Here is a 24632-nt window from a genome sequence, read left to right as displayed (position 1 = left end):
ATAGCGGCCAAGACTTAACAAAAACCTTGCCGTTTTCAGCGGTCCGGATCGGCGGTCACAGACGGGTCAACAGGATGCTCGTCTCCGAATGGGAGACACCGACAATGTCGCGGATCCGGCCGAGCACAGTATCCAGCTGGGCAAGGTCTTCGGTGACCAGCTCCACCACAACATCCCACCGGCCATTGGTGGAGTAGATCGCAAGGGCTTCGGGAATGCCCCGCAGCGCGGCAACGACCTGGCGGATATCGCCGGAGCGGATCTCGATGCTGGTCAGGGCCCGCACCACCTGTCGCTCGCTGCCGGGATCGAGGCGGAGGGTGAAACCGAGGATCACCCTGTCGCGGACGAGGCGCTCAATCCGGTTCTGCACGGTGGCCCGCGAAACGCCGAGGCGCCGGGCCAGCTCAATGGCGGTCTGCCGGGCATCATTCCGGAGGAGAGCGACCAGACGGGAATCGACGTCATCAAGGACCCGGTTTGGCATTATGATCAGTCTTTCTGGCATTATGCAGCTTATGCTGTCTTATTATCACACTTCTTGTTCTTGATGTTGGCATTCTTCGGCCTCATCACTGGGCCTCGCAAGGAGCCCGCCATGACCCGCACTGCCATGACCCGCCTGTCTTCCGTGCCGACCGCCGATGGCGTGCATGCGGCCGGCCCACAGCACAGCGTTGCGATGCGGACAACCACCGCTTTCGGTGTCCCGTGTGGGGCGGGGGCCGGCGTCCCGGGTACGGAGCTGGGACCGGCAGCCGCCCGGCTGGCCGGGCTTCCGGCTGCGTTCGAGCATCTGGACCTCCCATTCCGCGATGACGGTGACCTCATGCCGCAGGCTCTGGCCCCGCATCCTCGCCGGGAAGCACTCGGGCATCGCGCCGAAACTGTCGCGGGCTGGATCCGTGCCGTGCATGATCGCAGCCACGAACTGCTGGAACAGGGCGCCTGCCCGATCATGCTGGGCGGCGACCACGCGCTGAGCATGGGATCTGTCAGCGCGGCCGCCCGGCATGCGCGGGAGCAGGGCCGCCGATTCATCCTGCTCTGGATCGATGCCCATGCGGATTTCAACTCGCCGGATACTTCGCCCTCGGGCAACCTGCATGGCATGTCGCTGCAATTCCTCGCCGGGCACCAGGAGCTGGCCCATCTGCTGCCAGGCCGGACTTTCCCGGCCCTGCGCATGGCGGATGTCCATCTGATCGGCGCGCGGTCGCTCGATCGCCGCGAGCGTGAGGCCGTGGCGGAAGCCGGCATCCAGTGCCATGACATGCGCGCCATCGACGAGTTCGGCGTCTGCGCCCTTCTGCGCACAATCCTTGACGGCCTCGACCCCGCCGATGCCCATCTCCATGTCAGTTTCGATCTCGACGTTGTCGATCCGGGATTGGCGCCCGGTGTCGGCACGCCCGTCGCCGGCGGGCTGTCCTACCGCGAGGCCCATCTCCTGATGGAAATGCTGCATGAAAGCGGGCTCGTGCGGTCCGTCGATTTTGTCGAGCTCAACCCGATGCTGGACCATGCCGGACAGACGGCCCGGTTGCTTGTCGACCTCGCGGCCAGCCTGTTCGGCAAGACGATCAGCCTGCGCTAGCCGCAGAGGAGGCAGACTGGCGCCGGCAGAACAGGTCCCGCCCAAAATGCCGGCAGCCCGCTCTCAAAACGGCCATGGGCTGCCGCGTGGACTAGACAAATCACGCGATTAATTTGTCTAGACATAAAATCGGGCCGATGCTTCAATCCTCCTCGGGATAATCACAATCACGGGGAGTTCGTCATGCTGTCGCGCCGCCTTGCCACCCTTGCTCTTGCCGGCTCCGTGCTGGCCGGCTCCACCTTCGCCGCGCTGGCGCAGGACACCAAGGTCTCGATCGGGATTTCCGGCTGGACCGGCTTTGCCCCGCTGACCCTGGCCAAGGAAGCCGGGATCTTCGCGAAAAACGGTCTTGATGTGACGATCAAGAAAATCCCGCAGGCGTCGCGCCACCTCGCCATCCTCTCCGGCGATATCCAGTGCGCGGCGACCACGGTGGAGACCTGGATTGTCTGGAATGCCAATGGCGTTCCGACCAAGCAGATCTTCCAGCTCGACAAAAGCTATGGCGCCGACGGCATGGCGGTTCGCAACTCGGTCAACAAGATCACCGAACTGAAGGGCAAGACCGTCGCCGCCTCGGCGCCGGGCACCGCGCCCTATTTCACGCTGGCCTGGTTCCTCAAGAAGAACGGCCTGTCGATCAAGGACGTGACAGTGGTCAACATGGAGCCCGGCCCGGCGGCCCAGGCCTTCATTGCCGGCCAGAACGATGCGGCCATGACCTATGAACCTTTCCTATCAGCTGTCCGCGGCGCGCCGCAGGCCGGCAAGATCATCGCCACGACGCTCGATTATCCGATGGTGATGGACACGTTCGGCTGCTCGAATGATTTCCTCGCCAAGAACGAGAAGGCGGCGCAGGCGCTGACCAACAGCTATTTCCAGGCGCTGGAAATGATCGCCAAGGAGCCCGAAAAGGCGAATACGATCATGGGTGCGGATGTGAAGCAGACCGCCCAGGCCTTCGCCAAGTCTGCGGCCTATCTCCGCTGGCAGGACAAGGCGGCAAACCAGAAGTTCTTCGCCGGCGAGCATGCGGCTTTCTCGAATGAGGCAGCCGATCTGCTGCTCGAGCTGGGCATCATCAAGCAGAAGCCGGATATGTCGGCCCTGACCGATACCCGCTTCATCAAGTAATCTGACCGGGGCGCCGTGCGGGCGCCCCCCTTTCCGCTGGATCGGACATTCCGGATGCGCCCGCTCGAGCCGATTTCCCAGAAGGCCAAGACGGTCCTGGGCTTCAGTTTCTTCGTGCTGTTCTTCATGGCCTGGGCCATCGCCACTTTGGGCGGGTTCGTGCCGAAGATCTTCCTTGCCGACCCGCTGACCATGGTCAGCGATGGCTGGCGCCTGCTGACGACCTTCAATTTCGGTATCGATATCCTGATCACGATCTGGCGTGTCGTCGGCGGCTTCATCCTCGCGGCCATCGTCGCGGTGCCGCTTGGGATTCTCATGGGCGCCTACAAGCCGATCGAGGCCTTTTTCGAGCCCTTCGTCTCTTTCGCGCGTTATCTGCCGGCCTCTGCTTTCGTGCCGCTGCTGATCCTCTGGGCCGGGCTGGGCGAAACCCAGAAGCTGCTTGTGATCTTTATCGGCTCCGTCTTCCAGATCATCCTGATGGTGGCGGTGGTGGTCGGGCAGACGCGCCGCGATCTCGTCGAGGCGGCCTACACGCTCGGTGCGGGCGATGATGGCGTCGTGCGGCGGGTGCTCATCCCCATGAATGCGCCGGAAATCGCCGAGATCCTTCGCCTCGTGCTTGGCTGGGCCTGGACCTATGTCATCGTGGCCGAGCTGATCGGCTCCTCCACCGGGATCGGCCATATGATCATTGACAGCCAGGCCCTGATGGCCACGGGGCAGATCATCTTCGGCATCATCGTGATCGGGCTGATCGGGCTGGTCTCGGATTTCGCGTTCAAGCTCGTCAATCGCCGGCTTTTCCCCTGGAGGCTGGCATGAGCAAGCTCGTGATCGAGAATGTCTCGCGCGTTTTCCCCGGCGTGCATGGCGGCGCGCCCGTCACGGCCCTGCAGCCGACGGACCTGACGATCGGCGACAATGATTTCGTGACGATCCTCGGCCCGTCGGGCTGCGGGAAATCGACGCTCCTGCGCATGGTGGCAGGGCTGGACCGTCCCTCGACCGGCACGATCTCGCTCGATGGAGAGGCGGTGACACGGCCAGGGCCGGATCGCGGCATGGTGTTCCAGAGCTACACGCTGTTTCCGTGGCTCACCATCGCCGAGAACATTACCTTCGGCCTGCGCGAGAAGGGCGTCGGCGAGAAGGAATCCCGCGAGATCGTGGCAGCCTATATCGACCGTGTCGGCCTGCGCGGTTTCGAGAACCACTGGCCGAAGCAGCTCTCCGGCGGCATGCAGCAGCGGACGGCGATTGCGCGCGCGCTGGCCAATGATCCGGCCGTCCTGCTGCTGGACGAACCGTTCGGCGCGCTCGACAACCAGACCCGCGCGCTGATGCAGGAATTGCTGCTTGGCATCTGGGAGCGGGACAAGAAGACCGTACTCTTTGTGACGCATGACATCGAGGAAGCGATCTTCATGGCAACCCGCTGCCTTGTGATGTCGGCCCGGCCGGGACGGATCAAGGCCGACCTGCCGATCGAGCTGCCGTATCCTCGGCATTATACGATCAAGACCTCGCCGGAATTCTCGGCCCTCAAGGCCCGGATGACCGAGGAGATTCGCGCTGAAGCGGTGCTCGCGGCTGCGCATTGAGCGCTACGGGATGAGGGGCCCGCCCGGTCGGAAATGGCTGGTCAGCTGGTGGCGATCGCCGGGATAGGTCAGACGCACCCAGGTAATCGTTGCATCGCCCTGCCAGGTCCGGCGCTCGATGGCGAGACAGGCCGACTTTTTCGGGATGCCCAGAAGCGTGGCGATCCGCTGGTCCGCCAATTCCGCCTGGATGACATGCTCGGCATTCGTCCAAGGCACCACATCGAGGAGCCAAGTTCCAGGCGGCGAGACCACGAACCGCTCCTCGCGAGCGGCCGGCACGATGGCCAGATTCATCAGCCGATCCTCGACCACGAATGGATGTTCGTTGGCAAAATGGCGAACGGACAGCGCGAGAACCCGCCCCCCGGGAGTCACACGCAACTGGAGCGCATCATCGGTTGTCATCGCCCGTTCCTGCCGGGTCAGGATCTCGAACCGGTAGGCCTTTCCCTTGGCGAGGATCTCGGCCTTGATGTCCTGGATGTTGAGGATCGTCTCCTGCGAGCGCGGCATGGCCACGAACGAGCCTGACCGCCGCCGACGGATGATCAATCCGGCCTTGGCCAGCGCGGAGAGCGCCTTGTTCACGGTCATCCGGGAACAATGATACTGAGCCTGCAATTCATGCTCGGCAGGCACGCGCGAGCCGGGAATCCATTGGCCCGAGGCAATGCGGGCCTGCAGATCGCGCTGGATCTCGAGGTAGCGCGGCAGGGGCGAAACAAGTTCGGACACGCTTTCAGCCTTCCCCTTGGCCATGGCAAGCCTTACCGCGTGGCCAACTTGCGGATCACCTGCTTATAGCGGCTTGCCAGCTTCGCGTGATCCCTGTGCCGGCCGCCTTCCACAAGGCACTGTCCGCCGACATAGACATGATCGATCGCCGCACGACCCGCACAAAAGACATAACCGTCGATCAAGCGGTCGCCCGATGCCGCGGCGAGATCGGGATGATCCGCCGAGAGGCAGACAATATCGGCGCGCTCGCCGGGCTCGAGGCCGGCGACAGGCTGGCCGAGGGCCTGCGCACCGCCCGCAAGTGCGGCTCGGTAGAGGGCGCCACCGGTCGATTCTCCCTCGGCCTGCGCGCTGACATTCCGCGCCCGATGCGCGAGGCGCTGGCTGTATTCGAGCTGGCGCAATTCGCCCGGAGCGGAGATCTCGACATTCGAATCCGTGCCGACGCCAAGGCGGCCGCCCTGCGCCATAAATTCCGCCAGCCCGAATGTGCCGTCGCCAAGATTGGCTTCGGTGATCGGGCAGAGGCCGGCCACGGCGCCGCTTTCCGCGAGATGACGGGTTTCGGCCTCATTGAGATGCGTCGCATGGACAAGGCACCAGCGGGAATCGACGGCGACGTGGTCGAAGAGCCACTCGACCGGGCGCCGACCGGACCATGCAATGCAATCCTCGACCTCCTTCATCTGCTCCGCAATATGGATATGCATGGGCCCTTCCGGCCATGCCTCCAGCAGCGCCTGCAACTCCTCGGGGGCCACAGCGCGAAGCGAATGCGGTGCGATGCCAAGCCGGGCGCCGGGCAGGGCCGCAAGCGCGGCGCGGGCCCCCTCCACGAGTCGGTGGAACCCGTCCAAATCATTGAGGAACCGGCGCTGCCCCTCATGTGCCGGGACGGCACCGAAGCCGCCATGGGCATAGAAGACCGGCAGCAGCGTCAATCCGATACCGGATGCGCCGGCCGCTGCAACGATACGGCCGGCAAGCTCGGCCCTGTCAGCATAGGGTTGGCCGGTGCGGTCGTGATGGAGGTAGTGGAACTCGCCGACCGAAGTGAAGCCGGCTTCCAGCATTTCCATGAAGGCGAAGGCCGCGATGGCCTCCACCTCCTCCGGGTCAAGCAGGCCGAGGAAACGGTACATGACCTGCCGCCAGGACCAGAAGCTGTCGCTCGAAGGGCCGCGTGTTTCCGCGAGGCCGGCCATCGCCCGCTGGAAGGTGTGGCTGTGCAGGCTTGCCAGACCCGGCAAGGCGATAGCACCGGAAATGCCTCCGGGCGGAGGCGGGGCATCGCGCCGGACCGTGCGGATCACCCCCTGATCGCAGGTCAGGAGCACGTTGTCGGCCCAACCGTCGGGCAGCAGGGCCCGGGTGAAGAACAGGGTGTCGGCCATCCGGAAACTCCCGTCGATCAGCTCTCCAAAAACCTGCTGGACAATAGCGCGGCTCGCCTATTATGTATAGACAAATTAACCGATCACTTGAGAGGCCCCCATGCAGATGGATCGTCTCTGGCGGCATGTGAACCTCGCCACGATGGCGGGGGGCGGGCCCCTTGCGCAAACTATCCGGGAGGCCTGCCTCGGCGTGAAGGACGGGCGGATCGTGCATATCGGCCGCGACGCCGATCTCCCGGCCGGCTTCTCCACAGCCGAGGAAATCGACTGCGAGGGGCGCTGGATGACGCCGGGCCTCATCGACTGCCACACCCATCTTGTGCACGGTGGGACCCGTGCGCGGGAGTTCGAGATGCGCCTCGACGGAGCGACCTATGAGGAGATCGCCAAGGCCGGTGGCGGCATCCTCTCTACCGTGAAAGCGACACGCGCCGCCTCCGAGGATGAACTGGTCTCGAGTGCCCTGCCCCGCCTCGATGCCCTGCTGGCTGAAGGCGTGACGACCGTGGAGATCAAATCCGGCTATGGGCTGGATCGCGCCACCGAATGGAATTGCCTCCGCGCAGCACGAAGGCTCGGGAAGGAGCGCCCGGTGGGCGTGCGAACGAGCTATCTCGGCGCGCATGCCATCCCGCCGGAATGGCGCGACAACCGCGCCGGCTATGTCGCCTTCATCGTCCGCGAGATGCTGCCGGCCCTTGCGGAAGCCGGTCTTGCCGATGCGGTGGATGCCTTCTGCGAGGGCATTGCCTTCACGCCGGACGAAACCGCCGCGATCTTTGCCGAGGCCCGCCTCCTTGGCCTGCCGGTCAAGCTGCATGCTGACCAGCTCTCCAATCTGGGCGGGGCCGCGCTTGCTGCCGCGCATGGCGCGCTCTCCGCCGATCACTGCGAGTATACCGATGCACGAGGTGCCGAAGCGATGGCGAAGGCCGGCACCGTGGCCGTGCTTTTGCCGGGCGCCTTCTATTTCCTGCGCGAGACGCAGAAGCCCCCGGTCGAGGCATTCCGCGCGGCCGGCACGCGGATCGCCTTGGCCACAGATTGCAACCCGGGCTCCTCGCCGCTGACCTCGCTTCTGCTGACCATGAACATGGCAGCAACCTTCTTCCGGATGACCGTCGGCGAATGCCTCGCCGGCGTCACGCGGGAAGCTGCCCGCGCGCTGGGGCTCCAGCACGAGACCGGAACGCTTGAGCCCGGCAAGCGGGCGGACCTCGCGATCTGGTCGATCTCCGACCCGGCCGAACTCGTTTACCGGATCGGCTTCAACCCGCTGCATCAACGGATATGGAGGGGCGCATGACGCGCATCGTTCTCAAACCCGGCGCGGTTTCGCTGGCCGAATGGCGGGCAATCCGGGATGGCGCGGGCGTGACTGTCGACCCAGCCAGCCTGCCGGCCATCGACAGGTCTGCCGCAGCGGTGACAGCGATCCTTGCGAAGGGCGAGCCGGTCTACGGGATCAATACCGGCTTCGGAAAGCTGGCCATGGTCCGGATCGCCGATGCCGATCTCGCGCGCCTGCAACGCAATATCGTGCTCTCGCATGCCGCCGGGACGGGCGCGCCGATGCCGGCGGGAATCGTCCGCCTGATGATGGCGCTGAAGCTGGCGAGCCTGGCGCAAGGCGCATCCGGCGTCAGCCGCGCGACGGTGACGATGCTGGAAACGCTGCTCAACCGGGACATCATCCCGGTGGTTCCGCAACAGGGCTCGGTCGGCGCCTCGGGTGATCTGGCGCCGCTCTCGCACATGACCGCGGCGATGATCGGCGTCGGGCAGTTTCTTGTTGGCGGGACGCCAGTCGAGGCAGAAAAGGCCCTGCAGGATGCCGGGCTCGCCCCGCTGGTGCTTGGTCCCAAGGAAGGGCTGGCCCTTCTGAACGGCACGCAATTCTCGACGGCCTATGCGCTGGCCGGCTTGTTCGAGGCGGAAGCGCTGTTCCAGTCCGCCCTTGTTACCGGTGCTCTGTCTACCGATGCCGCCCGTGGCTCCGATACGCCCTTCGACCCACGCATCCACGCGTTGCGGCGGCATCGTGGCCAGATCGAAACGGCAGCCGCCTTGCGCATCCTGATGGAGGGTTCCGCGATCCGGGCCTCGCATCTCACCGGCGATGATCGCGTGCAGGACCCCTATTGCCTGCGCTGCCAGCCGCAGGTGATGGGCGCGGTGCTTGACCTGCTCCGGCAGGCGGCCACAACACTCGCCACGGAAAGCAACGGCGTTTCCGACAACCCACTGATCTTCGCCGAGACGGGTGAAGCCCTTTCCGGCGGGAATTTCCATGCCGAACCGGTTGCCTTTGCGGCAGACATGATCGCGATGGCGATCTGCGAGATCGGCTCGCTGGCCGAACGCCGGATCGCCATGCTGGTTGACCCGGCCCTGTCAGGCTTGCCCGCCTTCCTGACCCCGAAGCCGGGCCTGAATTCGGGCTTCATGATTCCGCAGGTGACCGCCGCCGCGCTCGTTTCCGAAAACAAGCAGCGGGCCTTCCCGGCCTCGGTCGATTCCATCCCGACCTCGGCGAACCAGGAAGACCATGTCTCCATGGCCGCCCATGGCGCCCGGCGGCTGATCGAGATGGCGGCCAATCTGCGCGCCATTCTCGGCATCGAATTGCTGGCCGCAGCGCAGGGCTGCGATTTCCACGCACCGCTTGCCACCAGTCCCGCGCTCTCGCCTGTTATGGCGGCTCTGCGCGCCCGCGTGCCGATGCTCGAAGATGACCGCCATTTTCACCCGGACATGGAAGCAGCCATCGACCTTGTGGGGCCGGACCTGCCCCGCCTCACCGGCCTCGCCCTGCCCTCGAGCCTGGAGCCTGCCGCATGATTGACCATCCCGACTGGCTGGAGATCCGGGAAGGCACAGCGCCGCTGATCCTGAGCCTGCCGCATACCGGCACGGAAATTCCTGCCTCGCTCGAGGTGGAACTCATGTCGCCCTGGCTGGCCCGCAAGGACGCGGACTGGTGGATTGACCGGCTCTATGGTTTTGCCGAGAGCATGGGCGCCACGATGATCCGGACGCGGATCTCGCGGACGGTCATCGACGTCAATCGCGATCCCTCCGGCCAGTCCCTCTATCCCGGCATGGCCACAACGGAACTTTGCCCGACCACGACATTCGATGGCGAGCCCCTGTATCGGGACGCGGGGCCCGATACCGCCGAGATCTCCTGGCGGCGCGCGGCCTATTTCGACCCCTATCATGACGCGCTGGCGGGCCAGATCCGCCGCCTCCGGGCGATGCATCCGGCGATTGCCCTCTATGATTGCCATTCGATCCGCTCGGTGATCCCGCGTCTCTTCGAGGGCACGTTGCCGCATCTCAATCTCGGGACCAACAGCGGCAAGGCCTGCGCGCCTACGCTGGAAGACCGGCTTGTGGCCATCGGCACCGCTTCGCCCTTCGAGTTCGTCGCCAATGGCCGCTTCAAGGGCGGCTTCATCACGCGCCATCACGGCCATCCGGCGGATGGTGTCCATGCGATCCAGATGGAACTCGCCTGCCGCGCCTATCTCGACGAGCCGACAGGTGCGGTCAGCGAGGCCAACTGGCCAACGCCCTTTGACGACGCCTATGCCGCCCCGATCCGGGCAACGCTTCGTGCCATGCTCGAAACCTGCCTCGATTTTGTCCGTCCCTCGTGAGGAACACGCCATGAATGCGCCTGCGCCCCGTCTCGACAATTCCCGCATCATCCGCGCGCCGCGCGGCACCGACCTTTCCGCGAAGAGCTGGCTGACCGAAGCGCCGCTCCGGATGCTGATGAACAATCTCGATCCGGATGTCGCCGAGAAGCCCGGCGAGCTGGTCGTCTATGGCGGAATCGGCCGCGCCGCGCGCGACTGGGAAAGCTTTGACCGCATCGTCGCGGCTTTGAAGCGGCTGGAGGCCGACCAGACGCTGCTGGTCCAGTCCGGCAAGCCGGTCGGCGTCTTCCGTACCCATTCTGATGCGCCGCGCGTGCTGATCGCGAATTCCAACCTCGTGCCGCATTGGGCGACGTGGGACCATTTCCACGAACTCGATCGAAAAGGGTTGATGATGTACGGCCAGATGACGGCCGGCTCGTGGATCTATATCGGCAGCCAGGGCATCGTGCAGGGCACCTACGAGACCTTCGTGGAGATGGGCCGCCAGCATTACGGTGGTGATCTTTCGGGGCGCTGGATCCTCACGGCCGGGCTCGGTGGGATGGGCGGCGCGCAGCCGCTGGCCGCCACGATGGCCGGCGCATCCTGCCTCGCCGTGGAATGCCGGCCCTCCTCGATCGAGTTCCGCCTGCGGACCGGCTATGTGGATGTGCAGGCCAAGGATCTCGATGAGGCGCTGGAGATCATCACCCGCTCATGCAGCGAGAAGAAGCCGCTCTCTGTCGCGATGCTAGGCAACGCCGCCGATGTTTTTGCAGAACTTGTTCGCCGGGGCATCCGCCCGGATTGCGTGACCGACCAGACCTCCGCGCATGACCCGCTGAATGGCTATCTGCCGCAGGGCTGGACGCTGGCCGACTGGGAGACCAAGCGCGAGAGCGATCCGAAATCGGTGGTCAGCGCCGCCAAGCATTCCATGGCCGCGCATGTCCGGGCGATGCTCGATTTCCACCGGATGGGCGTGCCCACCGTCGATTATGGCAACAATATCCGCCAGATGGCGCTCGAGGATGGTGTGGCCGATGCTTTCGATTTCCCGGGATTCGTGCCGGCCTATATCCGGCCGCTCTTCTGCCGCGGGATCGGCCCGTTCCGCTGGTGTGCCCTGTCGGGCGATCCCGAGGATATCTACCGCACCGACGCGAAGGTGAAGGAGCTGCTTCCCGACAACAAGCATCTTCATCGCTGGCTCGACATGGCCCAGCAGCGGATCAAGTTCCAGGGCCTGCCGGCCCGGATCTGCTGGGTTGGCCTCGGGGACAGGCACCGGCTGGGCCTGGCCTTCAACGAGATGGTGGCGCGCGGCGAACTCAAGGCGCCGATCGTGATCGGGCGCGACCATCTCGATTCCGGGTCGGTTTCCTCGCCGAACCGCGAGACCGAGGCGATGAAGGATGGCTCGGATGCCGTGTCCGACTGGCCGCTGCTGAATGCTCTCCTCAATTGCGCGAGCGGCGCGACCTGGGTGTCGCTGCATCATGGCGGCGGAGTGGGGATGGGCTTCTCGCAGCATTCCGGCATGGTCATCGTCTGCGATGGCACCGAGGATGCGGCACGGCGGCTTGAACGCGTGCTCTGGAACGATCCGGCCACCGGCGTGATGCGCCATGCCGATGCCGGCTACGATCTCGCTGCGGATTGCGCGCGGCAGCACGGCCTCGACCTGCCGAGCCTTTGAGGCGCGTGGCCATGCCTGTCCGGATGCTCGATCCCGCCACGTTCCGCCGCATGCCATGGAAGAATGGCGGCGGCGAAACCATCGAGATGCTCGCGCATCCGGACGGGGCCGATCTCGCCACATTCGACTGGCGGATCAGCATGGCCCGCGTGGCCTCGGACGGGCCATTCTCGCAGTTCGAGGGGATTGACCGCACGCTGAGCGTGCTGGAGGGCGGACGGCTCGTCCTCGATTTCGGGACGGTCCGGACCGTGCTCGATCCGCATACCGAACCGTTCTCCTTTGCCGGCGATGCGGCGGTGAGCGGCGCGGTGACGGACGGCCCGATCCTCGACCTCAACGTGATGACAAGGCGCGGCCGGTTTGCCCATCGCGTCCTGCGCCTCGTGGATGGACGATCAGCGATGGCCGGACCGCACCCGTTCATTACCTTCGCACATCGGGGCGAAGCCTGGCTCGAACAGGACGGCAGGCGGTTCGACATTCCGGAGGGGCATGCCGCGCATGTTGAAGGCGGGGGGCCGGCAAGGCTCAATGCCGTGCCCGCCGGAATCGCCTATCTGATCGAGATCCGCGCGGCTGGCAGGGCCTGATCAGAGCAGGCCGCGCCGCGCGAGATTGCGCATCAGCGCTGTGGTGCCGAATTGCCAGGGCGGACATTCATCCGATGGCGCCATCTGGTTGACGAGGGCGCCGAGTTCGGGCGCCGCGACGACAACGATATCGCCATAGGCGTGCGTGAAGCCCTTGCCCGGCGCGCCGCGATCCTGGACCGGCGCGAACAGGGTGCCGAGGAACAGCACCGCCCCGTCCGGATACTGATGATGCGGGCCGAGCATCTGGCTGGCCAGATCGGCCGGATCGCGGCTGATCTTCGCCATGTTCGAGGCGCCCTTCATCACAAAGCCGTCCGGCCCGGTCACGTCGAGGCTGAGCTCCATCTTCCGGACATGGTCCAGCGTGAAGCCGGCATCGAACAGGCGGATGAAGGGCCCGAGCGCGCAGGAGGCATTGTTGTCCTTCGCCTTGCCGAGCAGCAAAGCGGAGCGGCCCTCGACATCGCGCAGGTTCACGTCATTCCCGAGCGTGGCGCCAACGATCCGGCCATCCGGGGCCACCACGAGGACGACTTCCGGTTCAGGGTTGTTCCAGGTGGAAGCGCGGTGCAGGCCGGCCAGCATGCCGGTGCCGACCGAGGCCATGGGTTGGGCCTTGGTGAAGATCTCGGCATCGGGCCCGATTCCAACCTCCAGATACTGACTCCAGACGCCCTGACGGATCAGCACCTCCTTCAGGGCCATTGCCTCCGGCGAACCAGGCTTGAGCCGCGACAGGTCATCGCCGACAAGGCGCACGATCTCCGACCGGATGGCCGCGGCGGCGCCGGCATCGCCGCGGGCGCGTTCCTCGATCACCCGTTCCAGCATTGAAATGGCGAAGGTCACGCCAGCCGCCTTCACGGCCTGCAGGTCAATGGGCGGGAGCAGCCAGGGCCGGTTCCTATCGCGGGTTCCCTCCGGCGTATTGAGCAGGATGGAGTCCAGCGGGCCGAGATCCGGGCCATCAAGCTGTGACAGCCGGGCGATCAGGCCGGAATCCGCGCAAAGCTGCGCGGAGGTCGCGGCATGGCGGGAAATGTCGATCAGCCGGTTATCGGCGACACGGACCAGCGCCGGTCCATCCTGATCAGGCAGCCAGACCCGGCCGATCAGGCTGGCCTTGGCCGCATCATGTGGCATGGCGGAATGCTGGCGCAAGGCCGCATGAAGTTCCTTGGACATGGTTCATCCCCTGGGAAGTGTTGTTGTACCGAACCTAGCAACGAGGCCGCCCAGGAAGCCAGTGCCGAGAACGAGCCTGAACAGGAATTCCTCAGGATCACCCTTGCTTCGTCCGGGCGGGCGAATAAGGCTGGCGGGAACAGCAGGGCTGCGGCCCATGACAAGCGATGAGGTCATGATGATCGAAGGACACAATCTCCGCGTCGATGGCGCCCGGCTCTGGGCCAGCCTGATGGAGATGGCGAAGATTGGCGGGACAGAGAAGGGCGGGTGCAACCGTCAGGCGCTGACGGCGGTGGATGCCGAAGGCCGCGCGCTGTTCCGGGCCTGGTGCGAGCGGCTCGGTTGCACCGTCGATACAGATGGGCTCGGCTCGATGTTTGCCCGGCGCGAGGGTCTCGAGGACCTGCCGCCCGTGGTGATCGGCTCCCATCTCGACACCCAGCCCACCGGTGGCAAATTCGACGGAGTGCTCGGGGTGCTGGCCGGGCTGGAAGTGCTCCGCGTGCTGCACGAAACCGGGTTGCGTACGCGCCGGCCGATCGAACTCGTGAACTGGACCAACGAGGAGGGTTGCCGCTTCCAGCCGGCGATGCTGGCCTCGGCGGTGTTTGCAGGCCTCGCCGATCATTCCGAGACCCTCGAGGCACGGGATGCTGAGGGCATCCGGCTCGGCGATGCGATGGCCGGGATCGGGCTCGATGCCAGCCTCCCGGTCGGCGGCAGAGCGATCGCGGCCTATCTCGAGTTGCATATCGAGCAGGGGCCGATTCTCGAGGCTGAGGGCGCGGATATCGGTTTCGTCGTGACCGGGCAGGGCCTGCGCTGGTACGACGTGACCGTGACAGGCTTCGAGAGCCATGCCGGCTCGACGCCGATGCCACGCCGCAAGGACGCGCTGCTCGCTGCCCTGCCGATCATCCAGGGAATCCGGGAGATCGCCCTGTCCCATGCCCCCGCAGGACGGGGAACAGTCGGCGAGATGCGGCTGCTGCCGAATTCCCGCAATGTCATTCCGGGGCAGGTCCAGTTCTCGGTGGATGTGCGGCATCCTGAGGCCGCCATCCTCGCGCAGATGGACGAGGCTGTGCGCGCGCTGGTGGAGCGGGTCGCGGCAGAAACCGGACTTGCCATCAGCCTGACCGACATCGCCCACAGCGCGCCGGTCCCGTTCGATCCCGCCATTCTCGCCATCGTGCGGGAAGAAAGCGCCGCGATGGGGCTCAAGGGGCGCGACATTGTCTCCGGTGCCGGGCACGATGCCTGCAACATGGCCCGGACCTTCCCCAGCGCGTTGATCTTCTCGCCTTGCAAGGACGGGGTCAGCCATAACGAGGCGGAAGACATGACGCCGGCCTGGGCCGAAGCTGGCGCGAATGTGCTGCTGCGAGCCGCCCTGCGGCTCGCCAATGCGCCCTGAGCGTATCCGGCTGGCGGATTTCTGATCGCACTGCCCAAGCCTTGATCAGTCTGTCGACAGGCTATCTGCTCGCGCCGGAGACATAAGGCCCCGGTCAATTTCAGGGCCGGCAAGGCTTTGACGGGGTCGGGCGCCGGGATTCAGCGAGACCACCGGGAATACCGACGCATCGGGCGCTATATGGCATATCGGTTGCTTTTCTCCCCTGATCACAAGGCATCCATGCCGGGGAGAATGTCATGGCCATGTTCAGGAATCCGTTCGACCATCGTTTCCGGTTGTCCAGCAAGGGCTGCTCCTGCGGTCAGCATAGCAGCGAGGCGGAGCATGCTGCCGCCACCGCCGATGGGCTCGCCGCCACGTCCGACGAGGCGCTGCGCCTTCGCCGCAGCGTCGAAAATGCCGTGATGCGGGCGCTGTTCCCGGTCGACGAGCAGCGCCGGAATTTCCTGAAGGTCGTCGGGGCTTCGACGGCCTATGCGGCGATCAACACTCTGTTCCCGATTGCCGCAGCGACGGACGTGCTGGCGCAGGGCGCGCCGCTGGAGAAGAAGGATCTCAAGGTCGGGTTCATCCCGATCACCTGCGCCACGCCGATCATCATGGCCGCGCCGATGGGCTTCTACGCAAAGCAGGGACTCAATGTTGAGGTGATCAAGACCGCCGGTTGGGCTGTCGTCCGCGACAAGACACTCAACAAGGAATACGACGCCGCGCATATGCTCTCGCCAATGCCACTCGCGATCTCGCTGGGCGTCGGGTCGAATGCGATTCCCTACACGATGCCGGCAGTCGAGAACATCAACGGCCAGGCCATCACCCTGGCCATGAAGCACAAGGACAAGCGTGATCCGAAGAGCTGGAAGGGCTTCAAGTTCGCGGTGCCCTTCGACTATTCGATGCACAATTATCTGCTGCGCTATTATCTAGCGGAAGCAGGGCTCGACCCGGATACCGATGTGCAGATCCGCTCGGTGCCGCCGCCCGAGATGGTGGCCAATCTCCGCGCTGACAACATCGACGGCTTCCTCGCGCCGGACCCGGTGAACCAGCGCGCCGTGTTCGACGGCGTCGGGTTCATCCACATGCTCTCGAAGGAGATCTGGGACGGCCATCCCTGCTGCGCCTTCGCCGCCTCCAAGGAGTTCGTGACAACCTATCCGAACACCTATTCGGCCCTGCTCAAGGCGATCATCGAGGCGACCGCATTTGCCACGAAGACCGAAAACCGGAAGCAGATCGCGGAGGCCATCGCGCCAGCCAACTACCTCAACCAGCCGGTGACGGTGGTGGAACAGGTACTGACCGGGACCTATGCGGATGGCCTCGGCCAGATCAAGCGCGATGCGAAACGAATCGATTTCGACCCGTTCCCCTGGGAGAGCTTCGCCGTCTGGATCCTGACGCAGATGAAGCGCTGGGGCCAGATCAAGGGCGATGTCGACTATGCGGGTGTGGCGAAGCAAGTCTTCCTCGCGACCGATGCGACCCGCCTGATGAAAGAAGCCGGGCTGACGCCGCCGACCGCCACGACCAAGACCTTCTCGGTCATGGGCAAGGTGTTCGACCCGGCAAAGCCGGAGGAATACATCGCCTCCTTCCCGATCAAGCGGATCTGAGCCATGCGGCAGACCAGCCTCCGGCTTCGGGCCGGGATCGTCTCCCTGGCGATCCTGCTCATCTTCGGGCTCGCCTGGCATCTCGCCGTGTCGGGCACAGGCCCGGCGCAGCAGATGGACCCCGAATATGCCAAGCTGATGGGCCAGACTGCCGTGCAGGGCAAATCCGCCATGCCCGGCCCGCTCGATGTGCTGGGCAAAATCTGGAGCCACCTCAAGGAGCCGTTCTATGACCGGGGGCCGAACGACAAGGGCATTGGCATCCAGCTCACCTACTCGATCGGGCGGGTGCTGGTCGGCTATGGCCTCGCGATGCTGGTAGCCCTGCCGCTCGGCTTCCTGATCGGCATGTCGCCGCTCATGGCGCGCGCGCTTGATCCTTTCATCCAGATCATGAAGCCGGTCTCGCCGCTCGCGTGGATGCCGCTGGCGCTCTACACGATCAAGGATTCCTCGATCTCCTCGATCTTCGTCATCTTCATCTGCTCGCTCTGGCCGATGCTCATCAACACGGCGTTCGGTGTCTCGAGCGTGCGGAAGGAGTGGCTCAATGTCGCCCGCACCCTCGAGGTCGGGCCGATCCGCCGGGCCTTCACGGTGATCCTGCCGGCGGCCGCGCCGACCATCGTCACCGGGATGCGCATCTCGATCGGCATTGCCTGGCTGGTTATCGTGGCGGCGGAGATGCTCGTGGGCGGCACCGGCATCGGCTATTTCGTCTGGAACGAATGGAACAACCTGTCGATTACCAACGTGATCACCTCGATCCTCGTGATTGGCCTTGTCGGGATGATCCTCGACCAGGCCCTCGCGCGCGTGGCCCGCGCCGTTTCTTTCCCGGAGTGAACCATGAGCGCGAAGTTCATTTCCATCGAGGGAATTACGCGGCGCTTCCAGGCGCCGGATGGCGGCCAGACCACGGTATTCGAGGATATCTGGTTCGCCATCGCCCGGGGCGAATTCGTCTGCATGATCGGGCATTCCGGCTGCGGAAAGACAACCGTGCTCAACATCCTCTCGGGCCTCGACCTGCCGGATGACGGAGCGGCCATCGTCGACGGCAAGGCAATCGAAGGCCCCTCGCTCGACCGGGCGGTGATCTTCCAGAGCCACGCGCTGCTGCCCTGGCGGACCGTGCTCGGGAATGTCGCCTATGCGATCTCTTCTCGCTGGCCGAAATGGAGCCGGAGCCAGGTGGAGGAACAGGCCAAGCGCTTCATCGAGAAAGTGGGGCTGAAAGGCGCGGAGGCCAAGAAACCGGCGCAGCTTTCCGGCGGCATGAAGCAGCGCGTCGGCATTGCCCGGGCGTTGTCAATCGAACCGAAGATCCTCCTCATGGACGAGCCCTTTTCTGCACTGGACGCGCTGACGCGCGGCACACTCCAGGACGAGGTGCGCCGGATCTGCCTTGAGACCGGCCAGACTGTGTTCATGATCACCCATGATGTGGACGAGGCGATCTACCTTGCCGACAAGATCGTGCTGATGACGAACGGGCCGGAGGCCATGGTGGCGGAGATCGTCGAGAACCCGTTGCCCAAGGAGCGGGATCGCAACCAGATCCACCGCCATCCCGCCTTCTACGCGATCCGCAACCACCTGATCGATTTCCTGGTCAGCCGGTCAAAGACGTTCAAATCCGAAATCCCGGCCGATTACGACCGCCGGAAGCCGCCGGTCATCCTGCCGCAGAACCAACCACAGCCGTTGCCGCCCAGCCATGAGGCCGGGCGGAAGGTGGCCTGAATCCTCTCTTTGTCCAACAACCGGAGTCTCCCGATGAAGCGTGCCGACCTCACGGAAAAAATCCTCGACATCAAGCGTGAGAAGGGCTGGACCTGGAAATACATCACCGACGAGATCGGCGGCATGTCGCCCGTTCTCGTCGTGGGCGCCCTTCTTGGCCAGATGAAGCTGGTCAAGCCGCTGGCCAGGAAGGCTGCAATGCTGTTCGGCCTTTCGGAAGTCGAGGAGCGGATGCTCAACGAAATCCCGTATCGCGGCACCGGCACTCCCATGCCGCCGACCGATCCTCTGATCTACCGGTTCTACGAGATGGTGATGGTCAACGGCCCGGCGTGGAAGGCCCTGATCGAGGAAGAATTCGGCGACGGCATCATGTCGGCGATCGATTTCAATATCGAGATCGTGCGCGAACCGAATCCGCGCGGAGACCGCGTCAACATCACGATGAGCGGCAAGTTCCTGCCCTACAAATACTACGGCAACGAGCAGGGCATTCCGGAATACGGCTACCGGGAGGACTGACCGTCTTCGGGCGGGTGCAGGATCAGCCGGTTCCGGCGCCTCTCACGCGGCGTCCCCGGCCGATTCATCTGCATGGCGCGGGCAGGCGGTCCTCTCATGATCATGCCGGCCGAACATCCGGCGCAGCCATGACGACCGGCTCGCCCAGTGCCGCAGGTGCCAGGCACCGGCAGCCGGCCAGCCTCGCCATGACAGGGGCAGGACGAGATCGTCCAGCGGCATCTCGACGGCACCGAAGCGACGCTTGTAGTCGTAATTGCCCATCGTGAAGTCAAAGGTGCGGATGCCCCGTTTCTGCGCCTCGGCAATGGCCAATTCGGTGACGACAAGCCCCAGCGCATAATTCGCCCAAGGGCCGAATTCGTTCGCAACCCGCAGATAGACCAGTTCCGACCCAGCCTTGACCGCGAAATTCGCGGCAACCGTCTTGCCATCGACAGTCAGGACGGCCATCTGGACCTTCCCGGCCGGCAACCCCCGCTCGATCAGGCGGCGATAGAAGTCGCGGATGGCCGGCTCATCGAGGCAGTAGTCGAGTCCCTTCTTCTCGATCCGCACGCTCTGCAGGCGTTCCAGATCCGCAAGGACGCCAAGGCCCTCGGTGACGCTCTCGACCATCCGGCGTTCGGCACCGGGAACCCGGTTGAACTTGCGCCCCATCTTCTTGAGCTTCTCCCGCTTCTTCGGCGAGAGCGAGGCGAAATAAGTATTCCAGCAGGTCGGCAAGCTGAGGACCCAGCCGGAGAGCCGGTTCCTGCGGCTCGCGTGATGTCCGTGGATCGGATTGGCCATACCCCCGACGACCGGTGCAATCCGGCAGACATGCAGAAGATCCGCAGCGGGCAGTGCAGGCCGGATCAATTCCCACAGAGCGTCGCCCCGGGGCAGGCGGTTTACCGACGATCGCCGCAGCATCGGCGCGGCATAGTCGGATACGCCGAGATCAGGGCATTCCAGCATGCGGATGTTGCCCACATTCCTGCGAATCAGGGGCAGCGCCATCAGGATGGCCCCGCCCGCATCGCGGACAAGCACCAGAAAATTCTCGATCCCCGGCCGTGAGCCGAAAACGTCAAACCAGCTCGAAAGCCAGAGCCTGCTCTGGAAGGTCGAGCCTTCCAGCCCCTCGAGCAGGGCCTCGACCTCCCGGAAATTCCGGAAGCCGATCGCATCGACATCGAGAACCCCTGCCACGGCAAACTCATCGGTTGCCTCGGCCGCTACATTCGAGGGCGCCGAAACCGAGAACGTCATTTCAATCCCTTGCCACACATCGAAACCCTGCCTTCGCGGTGCGCGACACCGCTTATGCGGCATCCATTTTGAAGAAATCCCGAAAGATGTTCATGGCTCATCGAGGCAATTTCCCGATACGGTCAACAAAATCAAAATCCGGCTCTGAAATCCTGATTGAGGAGCACCTCCGGCGCTGCTCAATTCTGTGTCCGTGAAGAAGAGGAGCCATCATGCGGCCCCCTCCGTGCAGATCGACGCTGCCGCCGGCTGCAACCGGCTGGTGAGGTGATCCGCAAGGCGCAAGGCGAAGGCAATGATGGTCAGCGTCGGATTGGCCTGGCTGGATGTCGGGAAGACGGCCGAGCCGGCAATGTAGAGATTGTCCATTCCATGGACGCGGCCATCGCCGTCGACTACGCCGTCCCGGGGCGAGCGGGACATGCGCGCCGTACCGATATGGTGGCCGCCATAGGCACCCTCGCGCAGCATGGCATCCGGGATTTCCTCCTCGCGATAGGTCAGTTCGCCGAGCCGCTGATCCGCAAGGTCCCGCCGCAGCAGGTCAAGCGCGACGGAAACAGTCCGGAAGTCGAGCGGCCGATGGCGCCAATCGACGCGAGGGCGCGGCATGCCGAGCGCATCCCGCTCGTTCGACAGGGTGACCCGGCTTTCCGGGTTGGGCACCTGTTCAGCGTGGATATCGAGACTGTACACCCCGTTGCGCGGCTCGACCACGAGGGACGGGAATTTCCGCTCCGCCAATGTCCGGCGCCGGACCCAGTTCATCAGGAAGCCGGCCGTCGCGAAGGGTTCCCGCAGGACATTGCCGGCATGACGCAGGTAGCCGGAGAACCCGGGGCTTTCGCTGCCATGGAGACGCTTGGAATATTCATAGCTGATGAAAGGCTTGGCCAGATAGATGGCGGAAAGGATGCCGCGCCCGTGGGCCGGGTCCGGCAGGCGGGGATGATGCAACCGCATGACGACGTTGCCGATGCGATGCTCCCGCTGGACATCCGGCAGGAGGGACAGCCGGCGGCGGCAATAAACGCCGTCCCAGCTCCTTTCATAACCGTGCCAGATCTGCGTCCGTGCCGGATCAAACCGGACCGACCCCATGGTTCCGGCAATGTGGCAGAGGTAGTTGCGCCCGACCTGATCATGCGTATTGCCGATGCCGGACGCCTCACCGCCCTGCGACGAGAGCAGGAGACGCGGCGTTTCGAGGCCACCGGCGGCGATAACCGTCGCCTCGGCAGAAACCCGGATCTCCTGCCCCGTCAGCGTCCGCACGACCACGCCGCTGGCCCTGCCTTTCGAGGTCAGGATCTCCGTGGCATGGCCGTTCAGGAGTGCGGTGATTTTGGGGGACTGCTCGATCCGCCGGCGGTAGCGCGGGCCGAAGCGGGTCGGGCAGGAAAACCGCTCGATCGAATCCTGGCTGAAATTCGAACCGCCAAGGCCATCGATCATCGGCCGCATGCCGCCTTCAACGGCGCGAGCGGCGGAGAATTCGGGATCGCCGATCTCCGCCAGTTCCGCAGCCGCCGCGTAATGCGGAGCGATATCGTCAAACCCGATCGGCCATTCGGCTCCCTCGATCCAGTCCCGCGGTTCGAAATCGATCGGATCGAACGGCATCGCCCGGCCGCCCCAGGTCGAGGAGGATCCCCCGAACTGCCGATGGCGATATTCCGTGGTCGGGCTGTGCAGGGCCGGATCGGCCACTTCGCCGGCATAGAGAGCCTGATGGCGTGGCTCTGCCGCATGCGCGCCGCCCGCGACCAGGACGACCTCGACACCGGATTGGGCAAGACGCAAGGCCAGCGAGATCCCGGCGGGTCCGGCACCGATGATACAGACCTGCGTGGTCAGGACCCCGCTCGATCCGGGCGCCTCGGCATCGACAATCATCGCACGCGCTCCGCAGCAATCTCGCCCGAAGGATCCGCCCGGACACCGAACCGGCGCGCGTAGATTGACAGCATATCGGCCAGGAAGGCCTCCAGCGTGAACCGGGCGCGAAACCGTTCGAGGCCCTTGTCGGACAGCGATTGCTGCAGCACCGGATCCATCATCACGTCGAGCATCCGATCGGCCAGCGCCTGCCGGTCGCCGGGCGGAACGAGCAGGACTTCCCGGCCCTGCTCCAGAAACTCCGGGATCGCCCCGACCGGTGTCGTGATGACCGGCGCGCCGCAGCCCAACGCCTCGAGGATCACCAGCGGAAGCCCCTCGTGATAGGAAGGCAGGACCATCATGTCGACGCTGGAAAGCAAGCGCCGCACATCGGCCTGCCCGACCCATCCGGTGAATTCCGCCCGACCTGCCAGGCCAAGCTCTCCAGCCAGCGCCGAGTAGCGGGCCACGTCACCATGGCCGGCAACAATCGCCCGCCAGGGCGGGGCATCGCTGGGCAGGAGAGCAAGGGCGGCGAGGAAATCGGAAATGCCCTTGCGCTCGGTCAGGAGGCCCAGAAAGAGGATCATACGGGTCCGGCCGGGCTCTGCCGTGAAGGTCCGAGGCGTCGGCACGACCGGAACACCGTTACAAAGGATATCGATCTTTCCCGCATCGATCCCGAGATCACGGACCAGCCATTCCTTCCAGAGCCTGCCGAGTACGACAATCGCACTGGCCTGCCGGAAAGGGAGGCGCAGCAGCCAACGGCGGATCGCCGGGCCTTCCGCGTGGAACTCGACCAGTTCTGCCGCATGAAGATGCAAAAGGGTCGGGGCGCCAACCAAAGCGGAAGCGAGGATGATCACGCCCTTTCGGAAAGCGCTGCCCTTGTCGCCGAAATTGACGTGGACGAAAGCGAGGCTGCCGTTCAGCCGGGCCCACCAGATCGTCAGGATGGCGCGCAGGAGAAGCAGGAGCGAATAGGCCACACCCCGTTCGTCGCGCGTGACCAAAGCCTCGAACCGGAACGGGCCGTTACGGGCTGCGTCCGATTCAAGGATGTAGTCCTTGACGCGGCCCATGCCGCCGCCGACGCCGCCTCCGGGTGCAACGATGTAAATGGTCTTCACGGCTTTCCGGTCCTGGTTGATGCCGCCTTCTGCGCAGCCTTCGCCCCAGCCATGCGGCCGAAAGTAAAATCTTTCGTGCAATCCGGGGCGATACCGATGCAATTGTCGGCATTATCGTTGCGAAAAACTTGCCGGGGTCCCTGAAAGGCGAGTGCCCAGCCCATCAGCGGACCGGGGCTGTCTGCAAGGCCCGCCGGATGGCCGTGGCCATCGGCTTCTCGTTGAGGCGATCATCGAACGGAAGGGAGCGCGCCGGGAAGCGGAAGCCCCGCTCCTTCGCCACAGCCGGCTCGCGATACCATGTGTACCGGTCCGACAGGTGCCACGGAATGAGAACCTTGACGGCCCGGTTCTTCAGGACAGGCTCGAGAAAGCGCATGGTCCAGTCTGCGACCTGCTCGTCGCGCTTCGCGATCTCCTTCGGGAAGGTCAGATCCTCGATGTCGAACTCGGTGAGATAGATATCGAGTTTCCGCCGCGCGATCTCCTCAAGGAAACGCAGGAACGGGTCGATGTCGAAGGCAAGGCCCGGGCGGATATGTGCCTGCAGCCCGATGGCATCCAGTTTGACCCCCTTGTCGAGCAGCCGATCGATCAGGGGCAGCATGGCCGCCCGGACCTTGCGGCCCAACCGGTCATCCTGTTCGGTGAAGGCTTCGTTGAGCACCAGCTTCGCCAGCGGATCGACGCGCGCGAGACGCCGGAAGGCCCTCTCGATATAGGCCTCGCCCATCGCATCATACCAGGGCCCCGGCCGGAACCCGCCCGGTCGGCCGGCATCGGGCCAGAAGGGTTCGTTGACCGCATCCCAAGATTGCATGGCGCCGGCATAGCGTCCGCCGACCACATCGATATGCTCATCGAAGATCCGTTCGATCTCCCGTCCCGATTTGCCCTTCAGCCATGGGGCCGGCCAATCATTCCAGAACATGGCCGCGCCCCGGAAATACATGCCGTGAGCGCGCGCGAATTCGAGAAGTGCATCGGGCTGCGCGAAGTCGAAAGTTTCCTCGCGCGGGCGAAGATAGTCGAATTTCAATGCAAGTTCCGTCGCCAGAAGGCGCGAATGCTGCGCCTGCAGCGCACCATATTCGGGATCCTTGATCACCTCCCAAGCAGCCGCCGAGCCGAAGAGGATGCCCGCCCGCCGGGCCTCAGCCCAGAGCGGCAGGCGCTGGCCGAGCGCTGGCGCAACCGAGGCCGCGAGAGAGGCTGCCGCCCCGAGTTGCACCATCTGGCGACGATTGATCGACCGGCTGAAATCCACGCGATGCGCTCCGAGAGGGCTCCAAAAGACAGAAACCAGCCTACGGGAAATTCCCTACCTGATTGATCCGGTGGCGGCTTCATTGCGCGATTTCAGCCGGCTCCAGTGAAGATTTCCCTGCGATACCTGAAGGATTCCGGTATCGAATCATGAAAATTTTAGGAGATCGGCGGTAAGCAGC

22 protein-coding genes are annotated in these 24632 nt (G+C 64.6%); 14 read left to right on the top strand and 8 right to left on the bottom strand.

Annotated features, from left to right (window positions below; genetic code table 11):
• Window positions 1-55: 55 nt before the first annotated feature.
• Window positions 56-487 (bottom strand): Lrp/AsnC family transcriptional regulator, encoded by a 432-nt coding sequence (locus P0652_RS07625; RefSeq protein WP_284178191.1) that lies wholly within the window; start codon window positions 485-487, stop codon window positions 56-58.
• Between the two features lie 195 nt (window positions 488-682).
• Between P0652_RS07625 and rocF the strand changes: the two genes are divergently transcribed.
• The 4 genes from rocF (at window position 683) to P0652_RS07605 (ending at window position 4344) form a co-directional block, all read left to right on the top strand.
• On the top strand, window positions 683-1597 hold the full coding sequence (gene rocF / locus P0652_RS07620) for an arginase (RefSeq protein ID WP_284178566.1): 915 nt from the start codon (window positions 683-685) through the stop codon (window positions 1595-1597).
• A 183-nt stretch (window positions 1598-1780) separates the two neighbouring features.
• Complete coding sequence (locus P0652_RS07615; protein ID WP_284178190.1) at window positions 1781-2737, top strand: ABC transporter substrate-binding protein; 957 nt, start codon at window positions 1781-1783, stop codon at window positions 2735-2737.
• Between the two features lie 54 nt (window positions 2738-2791).
• Window positions 2792-3565, top strand: coding sequence for an ABC transporter permease (locus P0652_RS07610; protein WP_284178189.1), 774 nt, complete (start codon window positions 2792-2794; stop codon window positions 3563-3565).
• Complete coding sequence (locus P0652_RS07605; protein WP_284178188.1) at window positions 3562-4344, top strand: ABC transporter ATP-binding protein; 783 nt, start codon at window positions 3562-3564, stop codon at window positions 4342-4344. The genes P0652_RS07610 and P0652_RS07605 overlap by 4 nt, the downstream gene beginning before the upstream one ends.
• 3 nt (window positions 4345-4347) lie before the next feature.
• On the opposite strand, the gene hutC is transcribed toward P0652_RS07605, so the two are convergent.
• Window positions 4348-5082, bottom strand: a complete 735-nt coding sequence (hutC, locus tag P0652_RS07600; protein ID WP_284178187.1) for a histidine utilization transcriptional repressor HutC — start codon at window positions 5080-5082, stop codon at window positions 4348-4350.
• Window positions 5083-5114: 32 nt separating this feature from the next.
• Window positions 5115-6479 carry a formimidoylglutamate deiminase gene (locus P0652_RS07595; protein WP_284178186.1) on the bottom strand — a complete coding sequence of 455 codons (1365 nt, stop codon included), beginning with the start codon at window positions 6477-6479 and terminating at the stop codon, window positions 5115-5117.
• A gap of 100 nt (window positions 6480-6579) precedes the next feature.
• Here P0652_RS07595 and hutI point away from each other — a divergent pair, with 100 nt between their 5' ends.
• The 5 genes from hutI to P0652_RS07570 are packed head-to-tail and all read left to right on the top strand — an operon-like array spanning window position 6580 to window position 12421.
• Window positions 6580-7788, top strand: coding sequence for an imidazolonepropionase (gene hutI / locus P0652_RS07590; protein ID WP_284178185.1), 1209 nt, complete (start codon window positions 6580-6582; stop codon window positions 7786-7788).
• Window positions 7785-9323, top strand: coding sequence for a histidine ammonia-lyase (hutH, locus tag P0652_RS07585; RefSeq protein WP_284178184.1), 1539 nt, complete (start codon window positions 7785-7787; stop codon window positions 9321-9323). Before hutI ends, hutH begins: the two co-directional genes overlap by 4 nt.
• A complete protein-coding gene (gene hutG, locus P0652_RS07580) occupies window positions 9320-10144 on the top strand; it encodes an N-formylglutamate deformylase (RefSeq protein WP_284178183.1) in 825 nt (274 codons plus the stop codon). Before hutH ends, hutG begins: the two co-directional genes overlap by 4 nt.
• Window positions 10145-10154: 10 nt before the next feature.
• Window positions 10155-11828 (top strand): urocanate hydratase, encoded by a 1674-nt coding sequence (hutU, locus tag P0652_RS07575; protein WP_284178182.1) that lies wholly within the window; start codon window positions 10155-10157, stop codon window positions 11826-11828.
• Between the two features lie 11 nt (window positions 11829-11839).
• Window positions 11840-12421, top strand: a complete 582-nt coding sequence (locus P0652_RS07570; RefSeq protein ID WP_284178181.1) for a HutD/Ves family protein — start codon at window positions 11840-11842, stop codon at window positions 12419-12421.
• Here the strand turns inward: P0652_RS07570 and P0652_RS07565 are convergent, their stop codons facing one another.
• Window positions 12422-13609, bottom strand: a complete 1188-nt coding sequence (locus tag P0652_RS07565; RefSeq protein ID WP_502947485.1) for a fumarylacetoacetate hydrolase family protein — start codon at window positions 13607-13609, stop codon at window positions 12422-12424.
• A gap of 157 nt (window positions 13610-13766) precedes the next feature.
• Here P0652_RS07565 and P0652_RS07560 point away from each other — a divergent pair, with 157 nt between their 5' ends.
• From P0652_RS07560 to cynS, 5 genes are all read left to right on the top strand, one after another.
• Complete coding sequence (locus P0652_RS07560) at window positions 13767-15029, top strand: Zn-dependent hydrolase (RefSeq protein WP_502947484.1); 1263 nt, start codon at window positions 13767-13769, stop codon at window positions 15027-15029.
• A gap of 239 nt (window positions 15030-15268) precedes the next feature.
• On the top strand, window positions 15269-16648 hold the full coding sequence (locus tag P0652_RS07555; RefSeq protein WP_284178180.1) for a CmpA/NrtA family ABC transporter substrate-binding protein: 1380 nt from the start codon (window positions 15269-15271) through the stop codon (window positions 16646-16648).
• A 3-nt stretch (window positions 16649-16651) separates the two neighbouring features.
• Window positions 16652-17494 (top strand): nitrate ABC transporter permease, encoded by an 843-nt coding sequence (gene ntrB / locus P0652_RS07550; RefSeq protein WP_284178179.1) that lies wholly within the window; start codon window positions 16652-16654, stop codon window positions 17492-17494.
• Between the two features lie 3 nt (window positions 17495-17497).
• Window positions 17498-18394, top strand: coding sequence for an ABC transporter ATP-binding protein (locus P0652_RS07545; protein WP_284178178.1), 897 nt, complete (start codon window positions 17498-17500; stop codon window positions 18392-18394).
• A 33-nt stretch (window positions 18395-18427) separates the two neighbouring features.
• Window positions 18428-18916: a cyanase gene (gene cynS, locus P0652_RS07540; protein ID WP_284178177.1), complete on the top strand. Its 489-nt coding sequence runs from the start codon at window positions 18428-18430 to the stop codon at window positions 18914-18916.
• A 42-nt stretch (window positions 18917-18958) separates the two neighbouring features.
• On the opposite strand, the gene P0652_RS07535 is transcribed toward cynS, so the two are convergent.
• The 4 genes from P0652_RS07535 to P0652_RS07520 form a co-directional block, all read right to left on the bottom strand.
• Window positions 18959-20170, bottom strand: coding sequence for a GNAT family N-acetyltransferase (locus P0652_RS07535; RefSeq protein ID WP_284178176.1), 1212 nt, complete (start codon window positions 20168-20170; stop codon window positions 18959-18961).
• Window positions 20171-20380: 210 nt separating this feature from the next.
• Window positions 20381-22066 carry an FAD-dependent oxidoreductase gene (locus P0652_RS07530; RefSeq protein ID WP_284178175.1) on the bottom strand — a complete coding sequence of 562 codons (1686 nt, stop codon included), beginning with the start codon at window positions 22064-22066 and terminating at the stop codon, window positions 20381-20383.
• On the bottom strand, window positions 22063-23184 hold the full coding sequence (locus P0652_RS07525) for a glycosyltransferase family 4 protein (RefSeq protein ID WP_284178174.1): 1122 nt from the start codon (window positions 23182-23184) through the stop codon (window positions 22063-22065). Before P0652_RS07525 ends, P0652_RS07530 begins: the two co-directional genes overlap by 4 nt.
• 163 nt (window positions 23185-23347) lie before the next feature.
• Window positions 23348-24451, bottom strand: coding sequence for an endo-1,4-beta-xylanase (locus P0652_RS07520; protein WP_284178173.1), 1104 nt, complete (start codon window positions 24449-24451; stop codon window positions 23348-23350).
• Between the last annotated feature and the right edge of the window lie 181 nt (window positions 24452-24632).

Source organism: Rhabdaerophilum sp. SD176 (assembly GCF_030143245.1).
GTDB lineage: Bacteria > Pseudomonadota > Alphaproteobacteria > Rhizobiales > Beijerinckiaceae > Rhabdaerophilum.
This window is presented reverse-complemented; position numbering and strand designations above follow the sequence as displayed.